General features: G+C 66.3%; 27 protein-coding genes. 15 read left to right on the top strand and 12 right to left on the bottom strand.

Annotated features, from left to right (window positions below; translation table 11 throughout):
- Positions 1 to 8 precede the first annotated feature (8 nt).
- Positions 9 to 980 (top strand): aldo/keto reductase, encoded by a 972-nt coding sequence (locus ACQY8M_RS27315; RefSeq protein ID WP_428662409.1) that lies wholly within the window; start codon positions 9 to 11, stop codon positions 978 to 980.
- A gap of 109 nt (positions 981 to 1,089) precedes the next feature.
- Here ACQY8M_RS27315 and ACQY8M_RS27310 read toward each other — a convergent pair whose 3' ends face one another.
- Together ACQY8M_RS27310 and ACQY8M_RS27305 are read right to left on the bottom strand one after the other, a co-directional pair.
- Positions 1,090 to 1,773: a CBS domain-containing protein gene (locus ACQY8M_RS27310; protein ID WP_428662406.1), complete on the bottom strand. Its 684-nt coding sequence runs from the start codon at positions 1,771 to 1,773 to the stop codon at positions 1,090 to 1,092.
- A gap of 30 nt (positions 1,774 to 1,803) precedes the next feature.
- Positions 1,804 to 3,429: an inorganic phosphate transporter gene (locus ACQY8M_RS27305; RefSeq protein ID WP_428662403.1), complete on the bottom strand. Its 1,626-nt coding sequence runs from the start codon at positions 3,427 to 3,429 to the stop codon at positions 1,804 to 1,806.
- Positions 3,430 to 3,587: 158 nt separating this feature from the next.
- Between ACQY8M_RS27305 and ACQY8M_RS27300 the strand changes: the two genes are divergently transcribed.
- The gene (locus tag ACQY8M_RS27300; RefSeq protein ID WP_428662400.1) at positions 3,588 to 4,763 is read left to right on the top strand and encodes a patatin-like phospholipase family protein; all 1,176 of its coding nucleotides are present in this window, start codon (positions 3,588 to 3,590) and stop codon (positions 4,761 to 4,763) included.
- A gap of 19 nt (positions 4,764 to 4,782) precedes the next feature.
- On the top strand, positions 4,783 to 5,709 hold the full coding sequence (gene ppk2, locus ACQY8M_RS27295) for a polyphosphate kinase 2 (protein ID WP_428662398.1): 927 nt from the start codon (positions 4,783 to 4,785) through the stop codon (positions 5,707 to 5,709).
- Positions 5,710 to 5,802: 93 nt separating this feature from the next.
- Here ppk2 and ACQY8M_RS27290 read toward each other — a convergent pair whose 3' ends face one another.
- Genes ACQY8M_RS27290 through ACQY8M_RS27275 form a run of 4 tightly spaced genes read right to left on the bottom strand, consistent with a single transcriptional unit; the run spans position 5,803 to position 9,619 of the window.
- Complete coding sequence (locus ACQY8M_RS27290; RefSeq protein ID WP_428675502.1) at positions 5,803 to 6,927, bottom strand: sulfate/molybdate ABC transporter ATP-binding protein; 1,125 nt, start codon at positions 6,925 to 6,927, stop codon at positions 5,803 to 5,805.
- A complete protein-coding gene (cysW, locus tag ACQY8M_RS27285; protein WP_428662396.1) occupies positions 6,863 to 7,720 on the bottom strand; it encodes a sulfate ABC transporter permease subunit CysW in 858 nt (285 codons plus the stop codon). Before cysW ends, ACQY8M_RS27290 begins: the two co-directional genes overlap by 65 nt.
- The gene (cysT, locus tag ACQY8M_RS27280) at positions 7,713 to 8,573 is read right to left on the bottom strand and encodes a sulfate ABC transporter permease subunit CysT (RefSeq protein ID WP_428662393.1); all 861 of its coding nucleotides are present in this window, start codon (positions 8,571 to 8,573) and stop codon (positions 7,713 to 7,715) included. The genes cysW and cysT overlap by 8 nt, the downstream gene beginning before the upstream one ends.
- Positions 8,570 to 9,619: a sulfate ABC transporter substrate-binding protein gene (locus ACQY8M_RS27275; RefSeq protein ID WP_428662390.1), complete on the bottom strand. Its 1,050-nt coding sequence runs from the start codon at positions 9,617 to 9,619 to the stop codon at positions 8,570 to 8,572. Before ACQY8M_RS27275 ends, cysT begins: the two co-directional genes overlap by 4 nt.
- Positions 9,620 to 10,137: 518 nt before the next feature.
- Between ACQY8M_RS27275 and ACQY8M_RS27270 the strand changes: the two genes are divergently transcribed.
- The 6 genes from ACQY8M_RS27270 (at position 10,138) to ACQY8M_RS27245 (ending at position 15,419) form a co-directional block, all read left to right on the top strand.
- Complete coding sequence (locus tag ACQY8M_RS27270; RefSeq protein WP_428662387.1) at positions 10,138 to 11,118, top strand: Bug family tripartite tricarboxylate transporter substrate binding protein; 981 nt, start codon at positions 10,138 to 10,140, stop codon at positions 11,116 to 11,118.
- Positions 11,119 to 11,387: 269 nt separating this feature from the next.
- Positions 11,388 to 12,452: an ABC transporter substrate-binding protein gene (locus ACQY8M_RS27265; RefSeq protein WP_428662384.1), complete on the top strand. Its 1,065-nt coding sequence runs from the start codon at positions 11,388 to 11,390 to the stop codon at positions 12,450 to 12,452.
- A gap of 11 nt (positions 12,453 to 12,463) precedes the next feature.
- The gene (locus tag ACQY8M_RS27260; RefSeq protein WP_428662381.1) at positions 12,464 to 13,474 is read left to right on the top strand and encodes an ABC transporter permease; all 1,011 of its coding nucleotides are present in this window, start codon (positions 12,464 to 12,466) and stop codon (positions 13,472 to 13,474) included.
- Positions 13,468 to 14,265, top strand: coding sequence for an ABC transporter ATP-binding protein (locus ACQY8M_RS27255; protein ID WP_428662378.1), 798 nt, complete (start codon positions 13,468 to 13,470; stop codon positions 14,263 to 14,265). Before ACQY8M_RS27260 ends, ACQY8M_RS27255 begins: the two co-directional genes overlap by 7 nt.
- Positions 14,266 to 14,270: 5 nt before the next feature.
- Complete coding sequence (locus ACQY8M_RS27250; RefSeq protein ID WP_428662376.1) at positions 14,271 to 14,489, top strand: hypothetical protein; 219 nt, start codon at positions 14,271 to 14,273, stop codon at positions 14,487 to 14,489.
- 120 nt (positions 14,490 to 14,609) lie between these two features.
- Positions 14,610 to 15,419 (top strand): CmcJ/NvfI family oxidoreductase, encoded by an 810-nt coding sequence (locus tag ACQY8M_RS27245; protein WP_428675500.1) that lies wholly within the window; start codon positions 14,610 to 14,612, stop codon positions 15,417 to 15,419.
- Positions 15,420 to 15,457: 38 nt separating this feature from the next.
- On the opposite strand, the gene ACQY8M_RS27240 is transcribed toward ACQY8M_RS27245, so the two are convergent.
- A complete protein-coding gene (locus ACQY8M_RS27240) occupies positions 15,458 to 15,646 on the bottom strand; it encodes a hypothetical protein (protein ID WP_428662374.1) in 189 nt (62 codons plus the stop codon).
- A 25-nt stretch (positions 15,647 to 15,671) separates the two neighbouring features.
- On the opposite strand from ACQY8M_RS27240, the gene ACQY8M_RS27235 reads away from it, so the two are divergent.
- Positions 15,672 to 17,891 carry a molybdopterin-containing oxidoreductase family protein gene (locus ACQY8M_RS27235; RefSeq protein ID WP_428662371.1) on the top strand — a complete coding sequence of 740 codons (2,220 nt, stop codon included), beginning with the start codon at positions 15,672 to 15,674 and terminating at the stop codon, positions 17,889 to 17,891.
- Here the strand turns inward: ACQY8M_RS27235 and ACQY8M_RS27230 are convergent.
- From ACQY8M_RS27230 to ACQY8M_RS27220, 3 genes are all read right to left on the bottom strand, one after another.
- Positions 17,879 to 18,322: a hypothetical protein gene (locus ACQY8M_RS27230; RefSeq protein WP_428662369.1), complete on the bottom strand. Its 444-nt coding sequence runs from the start codon at positions 18,320 to 18,322 to the stop codon at positions 17,879 to 17,881. The two genes, ACQY8M_RS27235 and ACQY8M_RS27230, sit on opposite strands and share 13 nt — an antisense overlap.
- A gap of 104 nt (positions 18,323 to 18,426) precedes the next feature.
- Positions 18,427 to 20,031, bottom strand: a complete 1,605-nt coding sequence (locus ACQY8M_RS27225; RefSeq protein ID WP_428662366.1) for a GMC family oxidoreductase — start codon at positions 20,029 to 20,031, stop codon at positions 18,427 to 18,429.
- Positions 20,032 to 20,036: 5 nt separating this feature from the next.
- On the bottom strand, positions 20,037 to 20,501 hold the full coding sequence (locus tag ACQY8M_RS27220; RefSeq protein WP_428662363.1) for a YbaK/EbsC family protein: 465 nt from the start codon (positions 20,499 to 20,501) through the stop codon (positions 20,037 to 20,039).
- A gap of 68 nt (positions 20,502 to 20,569) precedes the next feature.
- On the opposite strand from ACQY8M_RS27220, the gene ACQY8M_RS27215 reads away from it, so the two are divergent.
- On the top strand, positions 20,570 to 20,770 hold the full coding sequence (locus ACQY8M_RS27215; RefSeq protein ID WP_428662360.1) for a hypothetical protein: 201 nt from the start codon (positions 20,570 to 20,572) through the stop codon (positions 20,768 to 20,770).
- An 89-nt stretch (positions 20,771 to 20,859) separates the two neighbouring features.
- Here ACQY8M_RS27215 and ACQY8M_RS27210 read toward each other — a convergent pair whose 3' ends face one another.
- Entirely contained in the window at positions 20,860 to 21,534 is a 675-nt protein-coding gene (locus ACQY8M_RS27210; protein ID WP_428662357.1) for an OmpA family protein, read from the bottom strand.
- Between the two features lie 69 nt (positions 21,535 to 21,603).
- On the opposite strand from ACQY8M_RS27210, the gene ACQY8M_RS27205 reads away from it, so the two are divergent.
- Genes ACQY8M_RS27205 through ACQY8M_RS27195 form a run of 3 tightly spaced genes read left to right on the top strand, consistent with a single transcriptional unit; the run spans position 21,604 to position 23,649 of the window.
- Positions 21,604 to 21,945, top strand: a complete 342-nt coding sequence (locus tag ACQY8M_RS27205; protein ID WP_428662355.1) for a hypothetical protein — start codon at positions 21,604 to 21,606, stop codon at positions 21,943 to 21,945.
- Between the two features lie 10 nt (positions 21,946 to 21,955).
- Positions 21,956 to 22,804, top strand: a complete 849-nt coding sequence (locus ACQY8M_RS27200; protein WP_428662352.1) for an amidohydrolase family protein — start codon at positions 21,956 to 21,958, stop codon at positions 22,802 to 22,804.
- 5 nt (positions 22,805 to 22,809) lie between these two features.
- Entirely contained in the window at positions 22,810 to 23,649 is an 840-nt protein-coding gene (locus tag ACQY8M_RS27195) for an amidohydrolase family protein (protein WP_428662349.1), read from the top strand.
- Here the strand turns inward: ACQY8M_RS27195 and ACQY8M_RS27190 are convergent.
- On the bottom strand, positions 23,625 to 23,822 hold the full coding sequence (locus tag ACQY8M_RS27190; protein ID WP_428662347.1) for a hypothetical protein: 198 nt from the start codon (positions 23,820 to 23,822) through the stop codon (positions 23,625 to 23,627). The two genes, ACQY8M_RS27195 and ACQY8M_RS27190, sit on opposite strands and share 25 nt — an antisense overlap.
- 588 nt (positions 23,823 to 24,410) lie before the next feature.
- On the opposite strand from ACQY8M_RS27190, the gene ACQY8M_RS27185 reads away from it, so the two are divergent.
- Positions 24,411 to 24,806, top strand: coding sequence for a hypothetical protein (locus ACQY8M_RS27185; RefSeq protein ID WP_428662344.1), 396 nt, complete (start codon positions 24,411 to 24,413; stop codon positions 24,804 to 24,806).
- The last annotated feature ends 121 nt before the right edge of the window (positions 24,807 to 24,927 follow it).

Below are 24,927 nucleotides of genomic sequence, written 5' to 3'. Positions count from 1 at the left end.
AACAGGCCATGAAACACAAGCTTCTCGGCCGCACCGGCGTTCAGGTTTCCCAGCTCTGCTTCGGCACCATGTCGTTCGGCGGTGATGCCGATGAGGCGACGTCGGCGGCCATGTACAAGGTGGTGCGCGACGCCGGCATCAATTTCTTCGACACCGCCAACGAGTACAACAAGGGCGTGTCCGAGGAGATCCTCGGCCGGCTGGCGAAGGAGCACCGCAACGACCTGGTGATCACCACCAAGGTCAACGCCCAGATCCGCCCCGACCTCAACGCGCGCGGCACCTCGCGGCGGCACATGGTCGAGGCGATCGAGGGCTGCCTGCGGCGCCTGCAGACCGATCGCATCGACGTGCTGTTCCTGCACCGCTACGACGCGCTGGTGCCGATCGAGGAGTCGATGCGCGGGCTGGAGGACCTGGTGCGCGCGGGCAAGGTGATCTATCCCGCCGTCAGCAACTGGTCGGCCTGGCAGACCCAGCGCGCGGTCGACCTCCAGGAGCGCAACAACTGGGCGCGCCTGCAGGTCATCCAGCCGATGTACAGCCTGGTCAAGCGCCAGGCCGAGGTCGAAATCCTGCCGATGGCCGAGCACAACGGCATCGGCGTCATCCCCTACAGCCCGGCCGCGGCCGGGCTGCTGTCGGGCAAGTATTTCGGCCAGGCCTCGGGCCGGCTCAAGACCAACAAGATGTACGAGGCGCGCTACGGCGAGGAGTGGGCGTTCGAGACGGCGGAAAAATACGTCGCTCTGTGCAAGGCGAAGGGGCTGCATCCGGTGAGCGCGGCGATCGCCTGGGTGGCGGCGCATCCCGCGATCACCGCGCCGATCATCGGGGCCCGCAATCTCGACCAGCTCAAGGATTCGCTCGCGTCGGTCGACGTCGCGATGACCCCGGAGTTGCGCAAGGAAATCGCCGACCTCTCGCGCACGCCGCCGCCGGCGACGGACCGGCTGGAGGAGCAGAAGGCGGCGCGGTAGGCGTGGGCCTCAGCTCTCGACCTCGCTGCCGAGCTCGACCATCAGCAGAGCGCGCCGAGTGCCAGGCTCATGTTCGGCCGCGCCGTCGGAACAGGAACCGGCAGGACCGTCATTCATACGCGGCGAAGGTCTCGTCGCAAACGCTCTTCACGCCCGGTACCTCCTCGGCAAGGGCAACCAGCGCCTTGCGCTCTTCGTCGGAGCCGACGAGGCCCCAGAGATGGACGACCCCGTCCTTGACGATGATGTTGCGCGAGCCGAAGTCGGTCCACGGCTGCGCAGCGATGCGAGAGAGCAATTCGAGCCGAATACCGCGATCGCCGATACCGTTCGGCGAGGCGGCAGCCTGAGCCTGGGAGACGGCCAGAGCCTGGATGAGGTTCGCCCGGCTGACGATGCCGACCAGCTTGCCGTCGCGCAGAACCGGCACCCGCTTGATGCGATGCTTCTCCAGCAGAGCAGCAATCTCGCCGAGCGGCGTCTCCTCGGATGCCGATATGACGGTATCCGACATCAGCTCTTGGACCTTGTGGCCATGTTCCTTGGCGAAATCCGTCGCCAGCGTGACGCCGGGCGTTATGGCCTCGAGCCACCACGAGCGGTGCTTTTCCGTGCCGATCTCCCGCCGCCGCATCAAATCGGCCTCGCTCAGGACTCCGACCACCGTACCACTGTCGTCGACGACCGGCAGCGCACTGACGTCGTGCTCGGCCAGCAGCTCGATGGCGTGCGCGACATCGTCGTCGGGCCGCACGGTGACCACGTTGCGGACCATCACGTCTATTGCCTTCATGAGCCCCTCCTGCCGGTCCCGAAGCGGCCGCTAGAAGATGTTGACGAACAGGACAAACAGGCCGGCGGACATCATCATTGCCATCGGCAAGGTGAGGATCCACGCCATCGCGAGGTTACGCACGGTCTCCCATTGCAGGCCCGAGCCGTTCGCCGCCATGGTGCCGGCGACGCCCGACGACAGGACGTGGGTGGTCGAGACCGGCAGGCCGAAGACATCGGCGGCGCCGATCGTGCCCATGGCCACAATCTCCGCTGCGGCGCCTTGGGCGTAGGTCAGGTGGCTCTTGCCGATCTTCTCGCCGACCGTGACGACGATGCGCCGCCAGCCGATCATTGTGCCCAGCCCGAGTGCGACGGCGACCGCGACCTTGACCCACAGCGGGATGAACTTGGTCGAGTTGTCGAGCGACTTCTTGTAGGCGTTGAGCTTGGCGGCCTCGTCCTTGGAAAGCTCGTTCTCCTTGTCCTTCATCAGGAAGCGGATTGCCTCCGACGCGATGTACATGTCGTTGCGGGTGTTGCCGACGGCGGCGGCGGGCACCTTGGCGAGCGAGCCGTACTGGTCGACCTGGCTCGCAATGTCGCGCACCAGCACTGCGAGCGACGGATAGGTGCCCTCGTTGATCTTGCGCTTCGACACGTACAGCGTCACGGCCGGTCGCGGGTCGCCGAGGATGCCGTGACCCGCCGCCTTGCTCTGGATCACTTCGGAGGCGGCGATCGATGCCTTGCGGAAGTCCTCCATCTGCGACACCGGCATCGCGCGGTTGAGCGCGTAGGCCGTCGGCACGGTGCCGATCAGGATCAGCATGATCAGGCCCATGCCCTTCTGGCCGTCGTTCGAGCCGTGGGCGAAGGAGACGCCGGTGCAGGTCAGCACAAGGATGCCGCGGATCCACAACGGCGGCGGCTGGTTGCCCTTGGGTGCGGCGTAGAGGTCGGGATTGCGCACCGCCAGCTTGAGCAGCAGCAGCAGGCCGGCGGCGGCGCAGAAGCCGAACACCGGCGACAGCAGCAGGGCGTAGCCGATCTCCGTCGCCTTGGTCCAGTCCACGCCGGATGTGCCTTCCTGGCCGTTCATCAACGCGTTGGCGACGCCGACCCCGATGATCGACCCGATCAGGGTGTGCGAGCTCGACGCCGGCAGGCCGAGCCACCAGGTGCCGAGGTTCCACAGGATGGCGGCGATCAGCAGGGCGAACACCATGGCGAAGCCGGCCCCCGTGCCGACCTGCAGAATCAGCTCGACGGGCAACAGCGCGATGATGCCGAAGGCGACAGCGCCGCTCGAGGCCAGCACCCCGAGAAAGTTGAACATGCCTGACCACGCGACCGCGACATTGGCCGGCAGCGAATGCGTGTAGATGACAGTCGCGACGGCATTGGCGGTATCGTGGAAGCCGTTCACGAACTCGAACCCGAGCGCGATCAGCAGCGCCACGAAGAGCAGCAGGAAGGGCAGGAAGGTCGTTGCGGACGCGCCGCTCTCACCGACATCGACATACAGGCTGTAGGCCACGTACAGCAGCGTGGCGGCAAGGACCCCTCCGAACACGATGATCGTGAGCGGGTTGACCGGGTGGTGAAGCTTGGGACGCGGATCACCGTGCGGCGTTCCTCCTGAATGACGCAGCGGTGCGGTGATGTCGGTCATGATCGCTCTCCCCCGAGAACACAAATGCAGGCTACAGCAAACAGCGAACCCGTTACGGTCTCGTGATGGATTGGGCGCAGTGCATCTGCAATTGGGCGCCGTCACGATCGTGTCACGCGTTGATGGCCAAGTATGGCCCTCGGCTAGCGGAGAGATCGATGGGTGACGCTGCAGTGAACGTCGCGAAATCGTTGCAGGGGCGTGCAACGCGTCTTGTCCCGCGACCGGAAGGCTGCGACCGGATCGCGCTCGTGCTGCAAGGCGGCGGAGCGCTCGGTGCGTACCAGGCCGGAGTCTACGAGGCGCTCCAGGAAGCGGGCCTCGAGGCCGACTGGATCTCGGGAGTGTCGATCGGCGCCATCAACGGGACGATCATTGCCGGCAACCCGCCGGCGCTGCGGGTCCAGAAGCTGCGCACCTTCTGGGAGCGGATCACCGAGCGCAAGGTGTGGAACTACACGCCCGACGGCGACATCTTCCGCCAGGCGCGCAACGCGGCGAGCTCGTGGCTCACCATCACGCAGGGACAGCCCGATTTCTTCGCGCCGCGCCATCCCAGCCCATGGTTCAGCTTCGCCGGCTCGCGGAACGCCACCAGCTACTACGACAGCGCGCCGCTGCGCGAGACGCTACTCGAGCTCGTCGACTTCTCGCTGATCAACGAGAAGGCGGTCCGGCTGGCGGTCGGCGCCGTCAACGTGCTCGACGGCAACTTTGTCTACTTCGACAATGGGCGCGACGAGATCGCCCCCGAGCATGTGATGGCCAGCGGCGCCCTGCCGCCGGCACTGCCCATGGTGAAGATTGGCACCGACCATTTCTGGGACGGCGGCATCGTCTCGAACACGCCGCTGCAGCATCTGCTCGACCAGGAGGACAACCTCAACTCGCTGGTCTTCCAGGTCGACCTTTTCAGTGCGCGAGGTGTCCTGCCGCGCGACATCCACGAGGTGATGGCGCGGCACAAGGACATCATGTATTCGTCGCGCACCCGCTACAACACCGACCTCTACCGGCGCATCCATTCGTGGAAGACCCGTCTCAAGCAGGCGCTCGCCAAGATCCCGGCGGAGCTCCTGAGCGAAGACGAGCAGCGGCTTCAGGCGGAGTTGTCGGACTTGCCCGAGGTCGCCATCCTGCAGCTGATCTATCAGCAGAAGTCCTACGAGGGTCACGCGAAGGACTACGAGTTCTCGGGCACCTCCATGCGCGAGCACTGGCAGAGCGGATACGAGGATACGATGCGGACCTTGAAGCATAAGGTCTGGATCTCGATGCCTCCCCCGGGGCAGGGCGTCGTGGTGCATGACGTGCACCGCGAAGACGGTTTGTGAGTCACACGGAGCCATTGCCATGAACGACATGACTGACGAGAAGGACGCCGCACTGCGCGCACGCCTCCACGACGAGATGGCGGACAACATCGACGAGGAGCGCGAGCTGGAGATGGACGACGATCGCCTGGCGCAGCTGCTCGAGGAATCCGGCGACAGCCCGGCGCCGGAGAGCGTCGAGCGCCACCACTATTTCAAGGAGCTGCTTCGGCTGCAGCGCGAGCTGATCCGGCTGCAGGACTGGGTCGTGCACAAGGGCCTGAAGGTGGTCGTGCTGTTCGAGGGCCGCGATGCCGCGGGTAAGGGCGGCGTGATCAAGCGCGTGTCGCAACGGCTCAATCCGCGCGTCTGCCGGACGGTGGCCCTGTCGGCGCCGACCGAGCGCGAGCGCAGCCAATGGTATTTCCAGCGCTACACCGCCCATCTGCCGGCGGCCGGCGAGATCGTGCTGTTCGATCGGAGCTGGTACAACCGCGCCGGCGTCGAGCGGGTGATGGGCTTCTGCTCGCAGGGGGATGTCGAGGAGTTCTTCCGCACGGTGCCCGAGTTCGAGCGCATGCTGGTGCGCTCGGGCATCGTCCTGATCAAGTACTGGTTCTCGATCACCGACGAGGAGCAGAACCTGCGCTTCCTGATGCGGATCCACGACCCGCTCAAGCAATGGAAGCTCAGTCCGATGGATCTCGAATCCCGGCGCCGCTGGGAGGAGTACACCAAGGCCAAGGAAGAGATGCTGCACCGGACGCACATCCCCGAAGCGCGCTGGTGGGTGGTCGAAGGCGTCAACAAGAAGGCGGCACGGCTCAACTGCATCCATCACCTGCTGCAGCAGATCCCCTACGAGGACGTGCCCCGCCCGCCGATCGTGCTGCCGGTGCGCGAGCACAAGCCCGACTATCACCGGACGCCGGTTGCGCCTGAGCTGTACGTGCCGAGGACCTACTGATCCAAGCGGAAGGCGGTCAGGCGCCGGTCGTCTCGTCCGCTCGATGTAGCGCGATGGCGGCCTCTCGGCGGCGTTGCAGCTCGTCGGCCGTCGTCATCGCGGATACAGCCGCAGAGAGAGCAGCCGGACGTGCACCATCTGGCCCTTGCGCACGGTTTGCCTCAGCGGCAACTCGATCTCCACCGGCGGCAGGCCGTCGTCGAGCAGAAGCTCGGCCCGCCGCGCCGGTCCCGTGCGGCGCACCGAGAGGATCGTCGCCGGGAGAGCATTTCCGCCGGCGGCATTGGCAAGGGCGACATCGTGGGGACGCACGAACAGGTCGGCCGGTCCGTCCTTGATCGCGTGCGGTACCGAGAGGGAATGTCGTCCGATCCGCAGCGAGCGGCCTGCGATCTCGACCGGAAGACGTACGGCCTCACCGACGAAGCCCGCGACGAAGGCGGTTGCCGGATGGTCCAGCACCTCGTCGGGGGAGCCGACTTGCTCGATCCGGCCACGATTCAGGATGGCGACGCGATCGGCCAGCTCCAGCGCCTCCTCCTGGTCGTGGGTGACGAATAGCGTGGTGTGACCGGTGCGTTCGTGCAGGTCGCGCAGCCAGCCGCGCAGGTCGCGCCGCACCTGGGCGTCGAGCGCGCCGAATGGCTCGTCGAGCAGCAGCACGCGCGGCTCGACGGCCAGCGCGCGGGCTAGCGCCACGCGCTGGCGCTGGCCGCCCGAGAGCTGCGCCGGTGCGCGCTTGCCGAGGCCGCCGAGCTGGACCAGGTCGAGCAGCTCGTCGACGCGGCGCCGGATCTCCCGCGCGGAGGGCCGGGTCCCACGCGGCCGGACGCGCAGGCCGTACGCCACGTTCTCGGCCACGCTGAGATGCTTGAAGAGCGCGTAGTGCTGGAAGACGAAGCCGACCCTCCGGTCGCGGACGCTGAGAAGGGTCGCATCCTCGCTGCCGAATAGAATGCGGCCGGCTGTCGGCGTTTCCAGGCCGGCAACGAGACGTAGAAGGGTCGTCTTGCCCGAGCCGGACGGACCGAGCAGTGCCAGAAGCTCGCCCGGCCCGACCTCGAGGTCGAGGGCGTCGATCGCGACGGTGGCGCCGAAGCTCTTGCCGAGCCCCTGCGCCGTGATGCGAACGGCGTCTTCGGCGGGAGGACCGCTAGTGTCGCCGGGCGGCGGCGAGCCCGTCGCCGTGTCGCCATTCGAGGATGGACTTGCCGACAAGGGTGACGAGGGCGAGGCCGGCCAGAAGCGAGGCGACGGCGAAAGCAGCGACGAAGTTGTACTCATTGTAAAGGATCTCCACATGCAGCGGCATGGTGTTGGTGAGGCCGCGGATATGGCCGGAGACGACCGACACTGCGCCGAACTCGCCCATCGCGCGGGCGTTGCACAGCAGCACGCCGTAGAGCAGCGCCCAGCGGACGTTGGGCAGGGTGACCGTGAGGAAGGTGCGCAGGCCCGAGGCGCCCAAGGTCAGCGCCGCTTCCTCCTCGGCGGTGCCCTGTTCCTGCATCAGCGGGATGAGCTCGCGGGCGATGAAGGGGAAAGTGACGAAGACGGTCGCCAGCACGATGCCGGGGACGGCGAAGATGATCTTGAAGTCCCAATCGTCGAGGATCGGGCCGAGCAGGCCCTTGGCGCCGAACAGCAGCACGTAGACCAGCCCGGACACCACGGGCGACACCGAGAAGGGCAGGTCGATGAGGCTGACCAGCAGGCTCTTGCCCGGGAACTCAAACTTGGCGACTGACCAGGCCGCGCAGATGCCGAACACCAGGTTGAGCGGAACCGCGATCGCCGCGATCAGCAGGGTGAGCCAGATCGCCGACTGCGTGTCCTCGTCGGCGAACGAGGCGAGATAGGCGTCGAGCCCGCGGCGCAGCGCTTCGGTGAAGACCGCCAGCAGCGGCAGGGCGAGGAATAGGGTGAGGAATCCGACCGCGACCGCGATCAGGACCCAGCGCACGATGGCACTCTCATTCGTGGCGGTCTCGCCGGTGGCCGTTTTACGCATTGCCAAGCCTCCGCCGGCCTAGCGCCTGCAACAGGTTGATGCAGAGCAGGGCCACGAAGGAAATCGCGAGCATGACGGTGGCGATCGCCGAGGCGCCGGCATAGTCGTACTCCTCGAGCTTGGCGACGATCAGCAGCGGGGCGATCTCCGATTTGAACGGCATGTTGCCGGCGATGAAGATCACCGAGCCGTACTCGCCGACCGCGCGGGCGAAGGCGAGAGTGATGCCGGTGAGCAGCGCGGGCAGAAGCGTCGGCAACACGAGACGGAAGACGGTCTGGCGGCGGCTGGCGCCCAGCGTCGCGGAAGCTTCCTCGACCTCACGGTCGAGGTCCAGCAGCACCGGCTGCACGGTGCGCACGACGAACGGCAGGCCGATGAACACCAGTGCGATGAAGATGCCGAGCGGCGTGAAGGCGATCTTGATGCCGTACGGCGCGAACAAGGAGCCAATCCAGCCGTTCGGCGCATAGAGGGCCGCGAGCGCGATTCCTGCGACGGCGGTCGGCAGCGCGAACGGAAGGTCGACTGCAGCGTCGATGATCTTGCGGCCGGGGAACCGGTAGCGAGTCAGCACCCAGGCCACGACGGTACCGAACAGTGCGTTCACGGCGGCGGCGAAGGCAGAGATGAAGAAACTGGTCTCGAGCGCGGCCAGCACGCGCGGCGTCGTCGCCACGCGCCATATGCCGTCGAGGCCGAGGCCGCTCGCGCGCCACACCAGCGCGGCCAGTGGCAACAGCACAATGAGCGACAGATAGGTGAGCGTGAAGCCGAAGGTGATCCCGAAGCCCGGCAGCGGGCTGGGTCTCGGGATTGCCGGCGTCCACGTACGGAGCGCCGCGACGCTCATCGCGTCGCCGCTCCGCCCGGCTTGTAGATCTGGTCGAACAGCCCGCCGTCGGCGAAATGGGTCGCCTGCGCCTTGGCCCAGCCCCCGAACGACTCGTCGATCGTTGTCAGGCGAATCTTGGGAAAGCGGGCGAGGTCGGCGGCATCGGCCAGTTCCGGCTTGAACGGCCGGTAGAAGTTCTTCGCGATGATCTTCTGGCCCGCCGGCGAGTACAGGTAGTTGAGGTAGGCCTCGGCGACCTTGCGGGTGCCGCGCTTGTCGACGACGGCATCGACCAGGGACACCGGCGGTTCGGCCAGGATGGAGTACGGCGGCACGACGATCTCGAACTTGTCGGCGCCGAACTCCTGCAGGATGAGGAACGCCTCATTTTCCCACGAGATGAAGACGTCGCCGACCGCGCGTTGCGCGAAGGTCGTGGTCGAGCCACGGGCGCCTGAATCGAGCACCGGCACGTTGCGGAAGATCGCTTCGACGAACTTCTGCGCCGCGGCCTGGTCGCCCTTGGTGCGGTCGAGCTCGTAGGCCCACGCGGCGAGATAGTTCCAGCGCGCGCCGCCCGAGGTCTTCGGGTTGGGCGTGACGACGCCCACTCCCGGCTTGCCGAGGTCCGGCCAGTCCTTGATCGCCTTGGGATTGCCCTTGCGTACGACGAACACGATCGTTGAGGTGTAGGGCGCGGAGTTGTTCGGCAGCCGTTTCTGCCAATCCGCCGGCAGGCGCTTGGACTCGCGGGCGATGGCGTCGATGTCGCCGGCGAGCGCCAGGGTGACCACGTCGGCCTCGAGGCCGTCGATGACCGAGCGCGCCTGCTTGCCCGATCCACCGTGCGAGGCGCGCACCGTCACCTTCTGGCCGGTGCTGGCGAGCCAGCTCCTGGAGAAATCCTCGTCGATCGCGCGATAGAGCTCTCGCGTCGGGTCGTAGGACACGTTGGTGAGAACCACGGGCGCGGGCGTCTGGGCATGCGCGGTGGAGAACGTCGCAGGCAGGCCGAGGGCGGCGCTGGCGGCGAGAAGGAAACGGCGGGAATACGACACGGTCATGACTTCACTCCTGCCGGCCCCCGGGCCGGCTTTGTCTTCAAGAGACGATCGACTGTGGTTCAGCTGAACCGACGACAGGGGCGGCACATGCCGCGTCGACAGAGAGAGCGAAGGAGAAACACTACTGCCTCGGGCGTTGCGTTGCGACCCTCTTGAAGTGCCTTGGATCGGACAACGTCACAATGATTGCCGTTGCCAAAGTTTGGAGCGGTCGAAGCAAAACCTTCGGGGTGCGCGGCGCTCCCCGAGCAAAAGCCGGTTTCTTCCAGTTCCACAGGAGGTCGTGCCGCGCCTGCGGCGGCCCATCGCCGCGTCCAGGAGAAACCAGAATCCGCTTCTCTGCTTGCGGCGGAAGAAAGCCACTTTCGCGTAGCCGCCCAACTTTGGATTACCGGATCATTTACGCCGGCAATCGCGCGCCCGATGTTTTGGTCGCCTTGAGGTCACGGCCGATTGCATTCGGCGTGAGCCTCACCACCACCCCGTCTTATGCTTTTCGCTGTATCAGGAGTACAATTATGCTTACGCGCCGCCGCTTCGCCACCTTCTCCGCGGCGTCAGCCGTGGCAGCACCGTTCGTCGCCCACGCACGCGAGGATTATCCGACACGCTCCATTCGGCTGATCGTGCCGTGGCCACCCGGCGGCGGCGTCGACGTCTTCGGACGGGTCATCCAGGCCGCACTCGGCACGCAGCTGGGGCAAAATATCGTCATCGAGAACATCGGTGGCGGATCGGGCCGCATCGGCACGCAGGCAGCCTCGCGGGCCGCACCCGACGGCTACACCCTCCTGTTGGCCAACGACACATTCGCCGCCACCGATGCGCTTCCGATCGCCGGTGCGGCGCCATTGCGCCCGGCATTCGAGCCGATCACGCTCGCCATTTCCGCGCCGCAGGGCGTCTTCACGCATCCAAAGTCAGGCATTCGGACGATCGAGGAGTTCGCCGCCGCGGCCAAGGAGCGGCCGGGGAAACTCAATGTCGGCGTACCCGGCATCGGCAGCTCGCAGCATCTCACCAGCGAGCTGCTGCTGCGGGCGGCGGGCAATCTCAGGGTGACGCATATCCCTTATCGCGGCGGCGGCCCGCTGCTGCAGGACCTGATTGCGGGGAACGTCGACGCAGCCACGGTTACCTTCGCCGCAGGGGCGCAGCAGGCAACGGCAGGCCAGCTCGTCGCCCTGGCCGTGACGAGCGCCGACCGCAACGCTGCCTTCCCCAAGGTCCCGACGATCGGGGAGACCATCGCCTCGGGCTTTGCGCAGGCGACCTGGATGGGCATCCTCGCCCCCAAGGGCACTCCCGAGGACATTCGTCGCCGCCTCCACACGGCTACACTGCAAGCTCTCCAGGAAAGTAGCGTCGTTGCGCGCCTGCGCGATCTCGGCTTCGAGCCCGTCGGCCTCGATGGTGCGGCCTTCGGCAAGCTGTTCGACGAGACGGTGCGCACCTTCGCGGACATCGTGACAGAACGGCAGATCGTTGCCGGTGATTGATCGCAACTATTCCTCCCTGCGCGCAGCTGCACGCAGGGAGGAGTATGATGGGCATTTGAGAAAGTAGAATCCTCTTCGCTGCGCCCGGGTAGAGAAAGCGACTTTCCCGCAACCACACAACTTTGGTTTTCCAGATTATTTACCGCGGTCATCGACCAAGCGATGCTCAAGGCACGATGAGCAAGCGAGCCGCCCCGATTTCGATCTGTTGCTGTCGCAGCTGACACCGCGTCGCGCTCGTCGTCTTCCCCGAGTCCCGGAGTACCCTGATGTCCCGCTTCACCACCCGACGTACGTTGCTGCGCGGTGCCGCCGTTGCCAGCACGCTCGTTCCCGCTGCGGCGATCGCGCAACGCGCCTTCCTGCGCGACGGCCTGTCGACCGAGTCGTTCGATCCCGCGATCTGCCGCACCTCTTTCGGCCAGCCGATCGTGCTGCCGCAGAAGCGCGCGCTCAAGCTGACATGGAACGCCACCGCGATCTGCACCGTCGGCGTGCCCGTGGCACTGGAAAAGGGGTACTTCGCCCAGCACAATCTCGACGTCGAGCTGATCAATTTCGCCGGTTCGACGGACCAGCTGCTCGAGGCGATCTCGACTTCGAAGGCCGACGCCGGCATCGGCATGGCGCTGCGCTGGCTGAAGCCGCTCGAGGGCGGCTTCGACGTCAAGATCGCGGCGGGCATCCACGGTGGCTGCATGCGGCTGTTCTCTGCCGGAGACACGGGCATCACCAGGCTCGAGCAGCTCAAGGGCAAGGCGATCGGCGTCACCGATCTCGCCGCGCCCGACCGCAACTTCTTCTCGATCATGCTTCATCGGGCGGGCATCGACCCGAACAAGGACGTCGAATGGAGGGTATTTCCCGGCGACGTGCTGCCGATCGCGCTGAAGAAGGGTGAGGTGCAGGCATTCTGCCAGGGCGACCCGCTGGGCTGGATGGCGCGCGAGCGCGACAAGCTGTTCGAGGTCGCCAACAATCTCACCGGCGATTACGCCAGTCGCACCTGCTGCGTCCTCGGCATACGTGGCAGCCTGATCCGGCAGGAGAAGCCGGTGGCGGCCGCGCTCACCCAGGCGCTGCTCGAGGCGCAGGAATGGGTGGCGGTCAACCCCGACGCGGCCGCGGCGATCTTCGCGCCGTACGCCAAGGCACCTACGGACCAGCTCGCCGCGATGCTGAAGAGCCACACGCACCATCACAATCCCCTCGCCACCGACCTGCGCGAGCAGATCGGGCTCTATGCCCAGGAACTGAAGTCGATCGCCGTGTTCAAGCCCACGACGGACGTCCAGAAGTACGCGGCCCGTGTCACCGCAGACCTTCTGGCGTAGGGAGGCTTGCGATGACGGCGATTGCAGAGGCCGCATCCGCGGCAGGGACGGATGCGCCTCGGTTGGGCGACGACAGGCAGCCGTACTCCCTCGGCCTGCTTGTCGTCGCCGGCCTGCTCTGGTTGGCACTCGGCATCTTCGTGCTCGGCTGGGCCGACGCGCAGGAGGTCGAGCGCACGACATTATTCGGCATCCTCGTGCTGGCGCTGGCGGGTGCCCAGCTCGTCGCGGGGATCGGCGGCTGGTTCGCCACTCCTCTGGCACGGCTGGGGCGTTTCGCGCCCTGGCTGATCGTCCTCGCGCTGTTCCTGACGGCGTGGGAGGCGGTGACGGCCAAGCTCGATCTGCTACCGCTGCCGTTCTTTCCATCGCCCCAGGCCTTCGTCGAGGTCTATACCGACGACTGGCGGCGGTTGGGCGACTCGCTGTTGCACTCCGTGTGGCTGCTGCTGCGCGGCTTCGCGATCGGCGCGGCCGTGGGATTCACCATCGGTGTGGCGCTCGGCTGGTCGAAACGGGTCGGGTATTGGATTCATCCGGTGCTGCGGCTGGTCGGGCCGCTACCCGCGACCGCGTGGCTGCCGCTTGCGTTCTTCATCTTCCCGACCAGCGGCAGCGCCAGCACGTTCCTCATCGCCCTGGCCACGGCGTTCCCGCTCACCGTGCTCACCTGGTCGGGCGTGGCCGGGGTGCCGACCGCCTACTACGACGTCGCCCGCACGCTCGGAGCCAATCCGCGCTTCCTGATCCTCAAGGTCGCGATTCCCGCGGCGCTGCCGCACGTCTTCGTCGGCCTGTTCATGGGGCTGGGCTCATCCTTCGCCGTGCTGGTGGTGGCCGAGATGCTGGGCGTGAAATCCGGGCTCGGCTGGTACCTGCAATGGGCGCAGGGCTGGGCCGCCTACGCCAACATGTACGGCGCGCTGCTGGTGATGGCGCTGATGTGCTCGGCGCTGATCACCCTGCTGTTCCGCCTCCGTGACAGGGTGCTCGCTTGGCAGAAGGGGATCGTCAAATGGTAGCGCTGGCGACGCGCGAGCCCGTAGCCGAGACGGTCTTCGGGGCCGATCTCGACGTCCGGGACATCGAGCACGGCTTCGTCCTGCACGAAGAGTACCTGCCGGTGCTCTCCGAGGTCTCGTTCAAGGCCATGGCGGGAGAGTTCTTAGCTCTCCTCGGGCCTAGCGGCTGCGGCAAGTCGACCTTGCTGCGACTGGTCGCCGGTCTCGACCGGCCGCGGCAGGGCAGCCTGCTCGTCGCCGGCGCCGAGGTCACGGGCCCCGATCCCTCGAGGGTCGTCGTCTTCCAGGACCCGACGCTCTATCCGTGGCGCACGGTGTGGCGCAACGCGTCGCTGGGGCTGGAGACCCGCGCACTGCTGAAGCAACAGCGCCACCGCGTCGACGATGCGCTGGCGCTGGTCGGCCTCGAGAAATTCGCCAAGGCCTTTCCGCACCAGCTCTCGGGAGGCATGGCGCAGCGCGCCTCGCTCGCCCGCGCCCTGGTGAACGATCCCAGCCTGCTGATCCTCGACGAGCCGCTGGGCAAGCTCGACAGCCTGACCCGGCTTACCATGCAGGGCGAGCTGACACGGCTGTGGCAGCGCCGCGGATTCACCGTCCTGATGGTGACGCACGATGTCGAGGAGGCGCTGCTGCTCGCCAACCGCGTGATCGTGTTCAGCGACCGGCCGGCGCGCATCCGCGCCGATCTCGCGGTGGACCTGCCATTTCCGCGGCGTCGCGACCATCCCGAGCTGCTCCGCCTGCGGCGCGAGGCGCTGGAGCTGCTCGGCCTGGCGCGGGACTGGTGAAAGCCATGGCCGTCGATACGCTCGCTGTCCGCATCTGCCGCGCCATCCGCACCGTGCGTCGTGACGACGAGGCTTGGGTCGCGCTGGACCGCCTCGTCGGACAGCCGGGACTGGAGCGTCGCACCGAGGTCGATGCGGCCGCGGCCTTCGCGGCGGCGAAGGGATGGCTCGCCTTCGGTGACGAGGCGGCAAGCTTTGCCTTGCTGCTCGATCGCGCGCCATGACGGGCGCCGGTCAAGTTTTCTCGTGTGTGCAGCCACGAATTGTCGTGCGCCGCTCCAGTTGGAAAGGAGCGGGGCAATCCAAGATCAATCGCGACGTCGATTTATGAGGAGAAGATCATGATGTCTCTCGTTGCCGACATTCAGACCAAGCCGCTTACCGCCACGCTCCACTATCTGAAGCGCGGCTCGGAGAAACCGACGCGCTATGTCGAGGAGCCGCCACCGGGCGTGCCGCAGTGGAACGGCATCGACGATCCCCGCGAAATCCCGATCGCCGATGCGCGCGGGCGTGAACGCGACTTCACGCTCGATCGCAACGGCTTCCAGCTCGTGAGGTCTCCGAGCCGGGTCGGCGATTTCTACGCACCGGAGGAGGTTGAGCGCATCTACTATTCCGAGGTCGAGACGCTTCTCCGCGATACGCTTGGAGTGAGCCGGGTGAAGATCTTCGATCACACGGTTCGCAACGCCGCCCGGGCCGGTGCCCGTGAGCCGGCGCGGCGCGTCCACAACGACCATACGGTGAACTCGGCGCCGCGCCGGGTGCGCGACCATCTCGGTGAGGAGGCGCCGGAGCTGCTGAAGCGCCGCTTCGGCATCGTCAACGTGTGGCGGCCGATCCGCGGCCCGGTGCAGGACTCGCCGCTCGCGCTGTGCGACGCGCGAACCTTCACCGACGGGGACCTGATCGCGAGCGATCTCGTGTACCGGCACCTGCGGGGCGAGACCTCGTCGGTCGAGTACAAGCCCGGTCACCGCTGGTACTACTTCTCCGACATGCAGCCCGACGAGGCGCTTCTGATCCGCGTGCACGACAGCGCCGCCGACGGGCGCGCCCGCCTCTCCTTCCATACCTCGTTCGAGAATCCTCTGGCGGTCGGCGCGCCGCCGCGCGAAAGCATCGAGGTCCGGGCCCTGGTCTTCTTCTAGAGCGAGGGCCGCCGCCACGCGGCGGATCTGAAACGCTGTCAGGCGTCGGGGACGACCGGCCTGCTGCTGCCGCAGTAGTCGCAGCGCAGGCTGGGCGCTCCGCGCAGGCGCTTACAGCCGGGACAGAAGCCGATGCCGAAGCGGGCGATGTCGGGCATGGCGCGGACCGTCGCGCCGGGCGGCGGCGCGAACAGGAAGCGGACGACACGGAGCCAGTTCGGAGGCATAGTTTCATCTTACGAGGTGAACGCAGTGCCCGACCAGACCGTCTACCAGATGCCCCGGCGCGCCGAGCAGCCCGGCGAAGCGATCGTCACCAGCACCTGCGGCCACAATTGTGGTGGCCGTTGCGTGGTCAATGCGCATGTCGTCGACGACAGGATCGTCAAGATATCGACCGATCCCGCCCGCTGGCAACCCGAACTGCCGCCGCTGCACGCTTGCGCCCGCGGCGTGGGCCAGATCGAGCGTGTCTATCATCCCGACCGGCTGAAATATCCGATGCGTCGCGTAGGGCTGCGCGGTGCAGGGCAGTGGGAGCGGATTTCCTGGGACGAGGCGATGGAGCAGGTCGCCGGCGAGCTGCAGAGGGTGCGTCGCAAGTACGGCAATGCCGCGATCCTCGACGCCTCGCGCTCGGGCAGCCTGTCGATGCTCCATGGCGGCGGCGTCGCCAAGCGCTTCTTCCACAAATTCGGCGGTTGTACGAACCTGTGGTCAAACATGTCGGCAGAGGCCGAGGTCTTCGCGGTGCGCATGACCTTCGGCGCGAAGGCCGACTACAAGACCGCTGGCCGCGAGCCGACCGACTACGTGAATTCGAAGTTCATCCTGATGTGGGGCTGGAGCCCGGCCGACGGCACCTTCGGCACCGGCACGCCGCAGTACCTCAGGGAAGCGAAGAAGAAGGGCGTCCGCATCGTTTGCGTCGATCCGCGCCGGGCACGGACGAGCCGCCAGTTCGCCGACGAGCATATCTTCATCAAGCCCTCGACCGACGCCGCTGCCCTGATCGCGATGGCCTATGTTATCGTGAGCGAGGGGCTGCACGACCAGGCCTACTGCGACCGCCACGTGCTCGGCTTCGACGACGCGCATCTGCCGGAGGGCGCGCCGGCCGGCTCGTCCTATCGGGCCTATCTGATGGGAGAGAGTGACGGCATACCCAAGACTCCGGAGTGGGCTGCCCCGTTGTGCGGCATCCCGGCGGAGACCATCCGCCGGCTGGCGATCGAGTTCGGCTCGACCAAGCCGGCGGCGCTGCAATGCGGCTACGCGCCCGGCCGCACGGCGTTCGGCGAGCAGTTCCATCGCGCCGCCTACGCTCTGGCTGCGATCACCGGCAACATCGGAATCATCGGCGGCAGCACGGGCGTGAGCAACGGCGTCACCGGCCGCAGCGGCATCAAGAGCTTGCCGCCCGGCACCAATCCGATCGATTCCAAGGTGGCGACGCCGCTGCTCGCCGACCTGCTGGCGCGTGGCACGGCGGGCGGCTATCCGGCCGACATCAAGCTGATCTATTCGGCCGGAGGCGACCTGTTCAACCAGTGCCCCAACGCCGGCAAGATGGCGGCCTCGCTCGACGGCGTGGAGTTCATCGTCGTGCAGGACCACTTCCTGACTCCGACCGCCCGGCACGCCGACATCGTGCTGCCGGCGACGACCTTCTGGGAGCGCAACGACGTGCACACGCCGTGGGCCGGCGCCGGGCACTATGCGATCTACATGAAGCAGGCGATCCAGCCTATGTACGAGTGCCGTAACGACATGGACATCTTCGCCGATCTCGCGGCCCGCGTCGGCATCAACGACTACAACGAGCGTAGCGAGGAGCAATGGCTGCGCGAGCTGACCGCTGATGCCGTGGACGACTTCGATGCCTTCGCCGAGCAGGGCGTGGCGCGCTTTGCGCCGCCCGAGGATGCGGTCGCCTTCGCCAAGCAGATCCGCGATCCGGAGAACCACAAGTTCACGACACCCTCGGGTAAGATCGAGGTCTATTCGATGGCTTTGGCGGCCAAGCCCGATCCCTATGGGCTGGGCGTCATTCCGCCGATTCCGACCTGGATTTCGCCGGTCGAGGCCGATCCGCGTCATCCGCTGATGCTGTGCAGCCCGAAGTCGCGGGCGCGCACCCATTCGATCCACGGCAACCAGCCTCTGCTGGCGCGGGTCGATCCCGACGATGTGTGGATGCACGCCGACGACGCGGCGGCGCGTGGCATCGCCAATGGCGACAAGGTGCGCGTGTTCAACAACCGGGGTGCCACGTTCCTGCCGGTGAAGGTGACTCGCGACATCGCGCCGGGCGTGGTCTCGATCAAGGAGGGCGCGTGGTTCGCGCCCGACGCGGAAGGCACCGACACCAGCGGCTGCGCCAACGCGCTTGCCGAGGATCGCGCGGCGCCGAGCGGCGCGACGACGTACAACACCAACCTGGTCGAGGTCGAGCTGGCTCAGCGCCGGTAGAACGGCGCGCGCTTCTTTACGGGATCGAGCAGGGACCAGTCGCCCTGCTCGACGACATGGCCGAGCGGGAAGGGCGGACGTGGGTCCTGGCCGAGCGAGCGCATCACCCGGTCATCGCGGTAATAGCAAAGCAGGATCATGCGCGTCAGCGCGGCGAATGGCAGGCCACCCTCGGCGCGCAATTCGTTGGCGACAGTCAGCCGCCGCGCGGCCGGAAGGTCGGCGAAAGCGCCGCCTGCCAGGATCGCGAGCCGGCTGAGAGCAAGGCCGATGTCGTCGCGGTCGCGGCCGAGGCTCTTCACGATGTCGGCGAAGATCGTCTCGTCGTCGGCTCCGGGCGCATCATAGCGCGCACTTGCGGGGATCATCGTGCCGGCGAACGCGCGAAGGTCGCGGGTTTCGGCGCCGGTGAGGGGACTTTCGTTTGTCATTGGTAGACACTCAAACCATATGAGGTGGTGTCATCCCGAGCGCAGCGAGGGATCTATGCTGATCGGTATAGATCCCTCGCTGCGCTCGGGATGACAAGTTGACATCAATCGAACAGGGTGCCGTCGGCGGCACGGCGCTTGATGTTGTCGGCGATCCAGAGTGACAGCGCCTGGATGGTCGAGGTCGGGTTCACACCGCCGGACGTCACCCAGATGCTGCCGTCGACGATGAACAGGTTCTTTACGTCATGGCTGCGGCCCCAGCCGTTGACGACCGAGCGTTCCGGATCGTTGCCCATGCGCGCGGTGCCGAGCAGGTGCCAGCCGCCGTTCAGGATCGGCGCCTCCGTCGAGATGTCCTTCGCGCCGGCGGTTTCGAGCACCGTCGTGGCGCGGGCGATGCCGTGGGCCATCATCCTGCGGCTGTTGTCGCTCAGCGTGTAGTCGATGCGCGGCGCGGGGATGCCGTTCGAATCCTTCAGCACCGGATCGAGCGTCACCCGGTTGTGCGCTTCCGGCAGGTCCTCGCAGATCGCGCTGAGGCCGATGCGATGGTTGAGCAGCCGGCGATAGACGGCGTGATGATCCTCGCCGAACGGCAGGCGGCCCGCCGCCGTGCTCGAGATCGCCTCGACGATCGAGGCGGTGCCGCGATTGATCTGGAAGGTGTAGCCGCGCACGAAGTCGCGTGCCTTGTCGGTCTCGTAGAACTCCTGGCTCCACAGGCAAAGGATCGGGCCGCGATTGCCGTCCATCTCCTCGTCGACATAGCCGTAGGTGTAGGCATAGGGATGGAACATCAGGTTGCGGCCGACCAAGTCGGTCGAGTTGGCCAGGCCGTTGGGGAAACGGCCGGACTGCGAGTTGAGCAGCAGGCGCGGCGTGCCGACGCCATTGCAGGCGACGATCACCAGCTCGGCCGGCTGGAACTGCTCCTCGCCCTTGGCGTCGTAGTAGATCGCGCCGGACGCCATGCCGTGCTCGTCGAGCGTGATCTCGCGCACCCGGCAGCGCGTGCGCAGCTCGACACCGGCGCGGATAGCCGCCGGCCAATAGGTGATGTCCGTGCTGGCCTTGGCGCCCTGTGCGCAGCCCGGTGTGCAATGGCCGAGGTTGATGCAGCGCCCGCGCCCCTCGTAGTCCTCGGTGGCGATCGTCGAATCGGACGGCCACCAGTGCCAGCCGAGCTTGTTCATCGCCGCGCCGATGCGCTGGCCCGTCTTGCCGAGCGGCATCGGCGGCATGGGCGGCTGGTGGAACGGATAGGCGGGATCGCCCGCGAGGCCCGAGACGCCCATCATGCGGTCGTTCTCGCTGAAGAACGGCTCGAGCGTGTCGTAGTCGACAGGCCAGTCGTCGGCGACGCCGTCGAGGCTATGCACCTTGAAGTCGGCCGGCTTCAGGCGCGGGTAATGCGCCGTGTACATGATGGTGCCGCCGCCGACGCCATTGAAGTTCACTACCTTGATCGGCGAGTTGGCGTCGTTGATCGGGTAGTCGGTCTCGCGCGCGCGGCGGTTGGGATTGATCGCGAAGTCGCTGAACAGCCGCGCTTCCCAGTCCCGCCCGTTGCTGGGATAGTCGGTCGGCTTCACCCAATCGCCCTGCTCGAGGCAGAGGATGCGCATCTTGCTGTCGGCGAGGCTCCACGCCGCCGCGGCGCCGGAGGCACCCGAGCCGATGATCAGCACGTCGACCTTGTCGTTCATTTCACTCACCCCGCATCGCAGACATCGACCCATTCGGCCTCTACCAGCTCGGCCATGCGCGTCGGATCGATCCGCAGCGCCGAATGAGCCGAGCCGGCGGCCGGCACGACTTCATCGAACGCCTTGAGCGAGACGTCGCAATAGACGGGCAGGGGCGTCGCCAGGCCGAACGGGCAGACGCCGCCGACCGGATGGCCGGTCATGGTCACGACCTCGTCGGCGGTCAGCATGCGCGGCTTGCCGCCCAGCACGTCCTTGATCTTGCGGTTGTTGAGTCGCGCCGTGCCCGAGGCGACAATCAGCAGGGTGCGATCCTTGATGCGCAGCGACAGCGTCTTGGCGATCTGCGCCGGCTGTACGCCGTGGCCCTTGGCCGCCATGTCGACGGTGGCGGTGCTGACATCGGTCTCGAGGATCTCGATATCGGGGGCATTGGTGGCGAGGAACGCGCGGACTGTCTCGACGGTCATTGTGCCATCCTAGCGCGTCCGCGATTCTGCGCTATAGGAAGTGGACTTTGACCCGAAGGGAGCGTGCGATGTGGTTCGTGTTCGAGGCCGAGTATGCCATCGAGAACGGTCGCGCCAACTGGAACAGGCCCGTGCCCGAGACGATCGTCTGGCACGGCCCCTATGAGTCCTTCGAGGAGGCCGACAAGGTCGTGCGCGCCCGCATGTGGGCCAAGATCGACATCTACGCGCACAAGGCACGCGCGGTGGACCTCACGGTGCGTGATTAGATCGTCATGCTCTTCCGGACCGCGAGCCTCTGGCTCGCTCATGCGCATGAGCGAGCCAGAGGCTCGCGGTCCGGAAGAGCATGAAAGCTTCAGCGAATGACGATCTCGACGCGGCGGTTCTGCGCTTCGCGGACGCCGTCGGCGGTTGGGACCATCGGCTGGCTTTCGCCGAGGCCTACGACGGAGATGTCCGACCCGGGGACGCCCTCGCGGACCAGCTGGTTCTTGACCGCGTTTGCGCGGCGCAGCGACAAGGCCATGTTGTAGGACTCGGTGCCCGCACGGTCGGTGTGGCCGCTCGCCTTGATCTGCGCGCCGCCCTTGGTGTTGTAGGCGATTACGGCCTTGCGGATCGTGTCCCGTGCGGCCGGCGTCAGCTCAGACTTGTCGAAGTCGAAGAACACGACGAAGGACGGCGCCGTGATGATCATCGCCGGTTCGACGCACCAGACTGTGCGATCGGTGACGTCGTCGCGGGCGGTGCGGTCGGTCCGGTCGGTGATGTCGTCGCGGTTGATGCGATCGGTGCGGTCCGTGCGGTCTCCGCGATCGGTGCGGTCCGTACGGTCGGTGCCGTCGTAGCAGGGGCCAGCGTAGCCTTGCACCGGCCTGCTGCTTGTGCCGGTGCCTGTGACCGTCGGTGTTGCCGTCGCGGCGGCGGGCGTGGCGCAGCTCGCGATCAGAGGGCCGCTCGAGCTGGCCCCTGGCTCGTCACAGCCGGCGAGGATCAGGAGCACCACTAGCCCGGCAAACCACTTCGACATCCCGATTTCTCTCCAGCACGCTATCATGACAGGCCAGTCCGAACTTGCAATTTCACTGCAGCGAACACGATGAAGCGATCGGTCTTGTTCTCTATGGTCGTGCTGGCCGCCGCGTCCCCTGGGGCCGCATATGCACAGGTGCTGAACTACTCCTGCACGTCCAAGGACGTGACCGGCGACCAGAGCCCGCCTTACTTCGAGGTCAACCTCGCCACATCCATGGTCTCGTTTCCGAAGGGCGATCCGCCGCGCAGCGTGACGGTCGAAATCACCGACAACGAGTTCGCGTTTATCGTTCCCTATAACTACTACGAAGTTAAGATCGACCGCCGTTCCGGCCTGGTGCTGACCCGCAGCAACCGGCGCATCTGGGCCGAGAACGGCACGTGTACGCCTGCGAAGGCCAACTAGAGGGAATGCCATGCTGACGATCGACGCCCAGGTTCACTGCTACGAGCGCAACCATCCCGGCCGGCCCTGGACGGCGGTGCTCGCCGGTCCGCCGGAGGTGACGGGGCCGGACATGATCAAGGCGATGGACTCGGTCGGCGTCGACGGCGCGCTGCTGGTCTCGGTCTACACCATGTACCGCTGGGACGAGTCCTACGCCGTCGCGGTGCAGAAGGCCCACCCCGATCGTTTCGGCGTGATCAAGCCGGTCAATGCCAACGATCCCAAGGTCGCCGACACGATCGCCGACTGGGCGGCGATGCCCGGCACGGTCGCCATCCGCATCATGATGACGCCGGAGATCTCGAGCGATGCGGCCGATCCCGGCATCAACCGCGTCCTTGCCGCCGCGGCCAAACACGACCTGCCAGTCAACATGCTGGGGCGCGGCCCCGAGCGGCTGGAGCAGCTCGGCCAGCTCGCCAAGCGCAACCCGGACACCCAGATCGTGCTCGATCACCTCGGCATCGAGCAGCCGATGATGCCGCCGGCGCCGGCCGAACCATGGCATGAGCTGCCGCTGGTGCTGAAGCTTGCGGAGAACAAGAACGTCGCCATCAAGATCACCGGCGCCTGCACGCTCAGCCACGAGAAGTTCCCGTACAAGGACATCTGGGATCCGCTTGGCCGAATCTTCGATGCCTACGGGCTCGACCGCTGCATGTGGGGCACCGACTGGACGCGCGCCGTCAATCTTTTGACCTACAAGGAGGGCGTCGACTCGTTCCGCGTCACCGATCGTTTGAGCGACAGCGACCGCGCGATCCTGATGGGCGGCAGCCTGCAGAAGATCTACGGCTGGTCGCCGAAGAAGGCGTAAGGCGCGTGCCCGTCATCGACGCCCAGGTCCACTGCTATGGGCGCAATACGCCTGACGGCCCGTGGACTGATCCGTTTCCCGGACCTGCCGAGATGACGGGCGAGGACATGGTGAAGGCCATGGACGAGGTCGGCGTCGATGGCGCGCTGCTTACGTCGGTGTTCGCGATCTACCGCTTCGACGCGCGCTACGCGGTTGCGGTCCAGAAGAAGCATCCCGGCCGCTTCGCGCTGATCAAGCCGGTCGACGCGAACGATCCGGCCGTGGCCGAGACCATCGCCGACTGGGCCGCGGTGCCGGGCGCGGCGGGGGTGCGCATCATGATGCGGCCGGAGATTTCCGGCGATCCGGCCGATCCCGGCCTGAACCGAATCCTGGCGGCCGGCGCCCGGCATGACCTGCCGGTCAACATCCAGTGCTGGGGACGGTTGCCGCAGGTCGGCGCGCTTGCCGCGCGCAATCCCGACACGCAGATCGTGGTCGACCATGTCGGGATGACGCAAGTCTTCGCGCCGCCGGCGCGGCCGCAGCCGTTCGACGATATCGACAACGTGCTGGCGCTGGCGCAGCGCAGCAATCTCGCGATCAAGATCACCGGCGCCTGCACCTACAGCCACGAGCCGTTCCCCTATCGCGACATCTGGGATCCGCTGGCCCGCGTGTTCGACGCCTTCGGCCTCGACCGCTGCCTGTGGGGCACCGACTGGACCCGCGCGACGGCGCTGCTCACCTACAAGGAGGGCGTCGACGCCTTCCGCGTCACCGATCGCCTGAGCGACTCCGACCGCGCGACCCTGATGGGTGGCAGCCTCCAGACGATCTACGGCTGGGCGCCGACGAAGTAATCAGGACCGTCTTCCAGACCGCGAACGTGATGCTCGTGGTCCGGAAGAACAACGTAGAGGGCGTTGAGCGCTTCCTCGGCCTCGGCGACGTGCTTCGCGACCTTCACCTTGCGCCGGGTCCTGCGGACGACGTTGTCCTTTTCGATCAGGAACGTCGCGCAGTCGATGCCCATGTGCTTGCGCCCGTGCCACCCGACCGAAGCCGATACTCCGCTCGGACACTGGGCGACCCAGATCTTCGTCGCCGGACTGCGTTGCGACGGCCGACCCCGCCCTGATCGAACAGCTCACGGACCCACGGACCGGGCACCCGTCGACGCCCATGTCGAAACGCAGACCGCCCCAACTCTCCGGCACGGGAGGATGCGATCCTCGACGCTTGCCTCGTCGCAAGAGCGCAGAGGTTGAGGCTATCCTCGATCAGCGTGACGCCTTGCTCATCTTCTCTGGAAGCCGTTGGCGATGTCTGCGCCCTCTCTTCCGAGCAGGAGCGGCGAAGCAACTTCAAAGATGCTGGATATGCTCCGATTGAGCGTTCGATGCTCTAGGAAGCAACGGTGGGTTGAGGGTCGACTTGAAGCTCGCGCTGACCCGTGCAAGCATGCGCCGATCATTTCGCGGGGGGGGGCTGGTGGGAGCAAGGGGCATAGCGCCGCGCGCCTGCAGGTGACTGGCGCTCTGTATGATAACGAACTGCCCAGCGCGATCGGACTCAACCTCTTTGGTCAGTTGGTTTTCGCGTTCAACTTGGGGGCAACAACATGTCAGCGATCACGCGTAGCTCTGCAGTATTTGTCGTAGCCGTAGTGCTCGGGGGGAGCTTGCCAGCCAGCCTGCACGCGGCAGATGCTGCCTGGTTAAGCGCTAAGGTCTTGGAATCGGGGGTTCCGAGAAATTGCGGCGATTCGTACCCGGACTATCGAATCGAGATCAAAGGCAATTCTTTCAAATCTGTGCCGGTAGGCGGCGACACTTCCGAGGCTTCAAGCACAACGTTGAACCTCAAGTCGCTCAATCCTGACGGTTCAGGCAAGATCACCATAACCAACAAAGCCGGCAAAAACTGGAGCTATGAATTTTCGGTGGGAAACGGACCCCGAAAAATCAAATACGGCAATGAGCTCACATCTTGTCGATATGCCTGGGTGCCGAAATAGCGCATCCGCTGAAGAAGGCATGAACAGAGTTGTTGAGCGTGGGCTGCCTTCCGCATATGCCTCCTCGGGAACGACAGGTGGGGCGATCCGGTTGAACTGTCGACCGCTGTGAGCAGCGCCG

It is taken from the genome of Reyranella sp. (genome assembly GCF_965279465.1).
In the GTDB taxonomy this organism is placed as follows: Bacteria; Pseudomonadota; Alphaproteobacteria; order Reyranellales; family Reyranellaceae; genus Reyranella.
Note: the sequence above shows the minus strand (reverse complement) of the source record. Positions and strands in the feature narration are given on the sequence as shown.

Excerpts from the sequence above, each read along its gene's own strand:
- ACQY8M_RS27185 (WP_428662344.1), top strand. The coding sequence starts at position 24,411 with ATGTCAGCGATCACGCGTAGCTCTGCAGTATTTGTCGTAGCCGTAGTG.
- cysT (WP_428662393.1), bottom strand. The coding sequence starts at position 8,573 with ATGAGCGTCGCGGCGCTCCGTACGTGGACGCCGGCAATCCCGAGACCC.
- ACQY8M_RS27205 (WP_428662355.1), top strand. The coding sequence starts at position 21,604 with ATGAAGCGATCGGTCTTGTTCTCTATGGTCGTGCTGGCCGCCGCGTCC.
- ACQY8M_RS27315 (WP_428662409.1), top strand. The coding sequence starts at position 9 with ATGAAACACAAGCTTCTCGGCCGCACCGGCGTTCAGGTTTCCCAGCTC.
- ACQY8M_RS27215 (WP_428662360.1), top strand. The coding sequence starts at position 20,570 with ATGTGGTTCGTGTTCGAGGCCGAGTATGCCATCGAGAACGGTCGCGCC.
- ACQY8M_RS27210 (WP_428662357.1), bottom strand. The coding sequence starts at position 21,534 with ATGTCGAAGTGGTTTGCCGGGCTAGTGGTGCTCCTGATCCTCGCCGGC.
- ACQY8M_RS27225 (WP_428662366.1), bottom strand. The coding sequence starts at position 20,031 with ATGAACGACAAGGTCGACGTGCTGATCATCGGCTCGGGTGCCTCCGGC.
- cysW (WP_428662396.1), bottom strand. The coding sequence starts at position 7,720 with ATGCGTAAAACGGCCACCGGCGAGACCGCCACGAATGAGAGTGCCATC.
- ACQY8M_RS27255 (WP_428662378.1), top strand. The coding sequence starts at position 13,468 with ATGGTAGCGCTGGCGACGCGCGAGCCCGTAGCCGAGACGGTCTTCGGG.
- ACQY8M_RS27265 (WP_428662384.1), top strand. The coding sequence starts at position 11,388 with ATGTCCCGCTTCACCACCCGACGTACGTTGCTGCGCGGTGCCGCCGTT.
- ACQY8M_RS27310 (WP_428662406.1), bottom strand. The coding sequence starts at position 1,773 with ATGAAGGCAATAGACGTGATGGTCCGCAACGTGGTCACCGTGCGGCCC.
- ACQY8M_RS27270 (WP_428662387.1), top strand. The coding sequence starts at position 10,138 with ATGCTTACGCGCCGCCGCTTCGCCACCTTCTCCGCGGCGTCAGCCGTG.
- ACQY8M_RS27190 (WP_428662347.1), bottom strand. The coding sequence starts at position 23,822 with ATGGGCATCGACTGCGCGACGTTCCTGATCGAAAAGGACAACGTCGTC.
- ACQY8M_RS27200 (WP_428662352.1), top strand. The coding sequence starts at position 21,956 with ATGCTGACGATCGACGCCCAGGTTCACTGCTACGAGCGCAACCATCCC.
- ACQY8M_RS27275 (WP_428662390.1), bottom strand. The coding sequence starts at position 9,619 with ATGACCGTGTCGTATTCCCGCCGTTTCCTTCTCGCCGCCAGCGCCGCC.
- ppk2 (WP_428662398.1), top strand. The coding sequence starts at position 4,783 with ATGAACGACATGACTGACGAGAAGGACGCCGCACTGCGCGCACGCCTC.
- ACQY8M_RS27230 (WP_428662369.1), bottom strand. The coding sequence starts at position 18,322 with ATGACAAACGAAAGTCCCCTCACCGGCGCCGAAACCCGCGACCTTCGC.
- ACQY8M_RS27250 (WP_428662376.1), top strand. The coding sequence starts at position 14,271 with ATGGCCGTCGATACGCTCGCTGTCCGCATCTGCCGCGCCATCCGCACC.
- ACQY8M_RS27300 (WP_428662400.1), top strand. The coding sequence starts at position 3,588 with ATGGGTGACGCTGCAGTGAACGTCGCGAAATCGTTGCAGGGGCGTGCA.
- ACQY8M_RS27220 (WP_428662363.1), bottom strand. The coding sequence starts at position 20,501 with ATGACCGTCGAGACAGTCCGCGCGTTCCTCGCCACCAATGCCCCCGAT.
- ACQY8M_RS27245 (WP_428675500.1), top strand. The coding sequence starts at position 14,610 with ATGTCTCTCGTTGCCGACATTCAGACCAAGCCGCTTACCGCCACGCTC.
- ACQY8M_RS27305 (WP_428662403.1), bottom strand. The coding sequence starts at position 3,429 with ATGACCGACATCACCGCACCGCTGCGTCATTCAGGAGGAACGCCGCAC.
- ACQY8M_RS27240 (WP_428662374.1), bottom strand. The coding sequence starts at position 15,646 with ATGCCTCCGAACTGGCTCCGTGTCGTCCGCTTCCTGTTCGCGCCGCCG.
- ACQY8M_RS27260 (WP_428662381.1), top strand. The coding sequence starts at position 12,464 with ATGACGGCGATTGCAGAGGCCGCATCCGCGGCAGGGACGGATGCGCCT.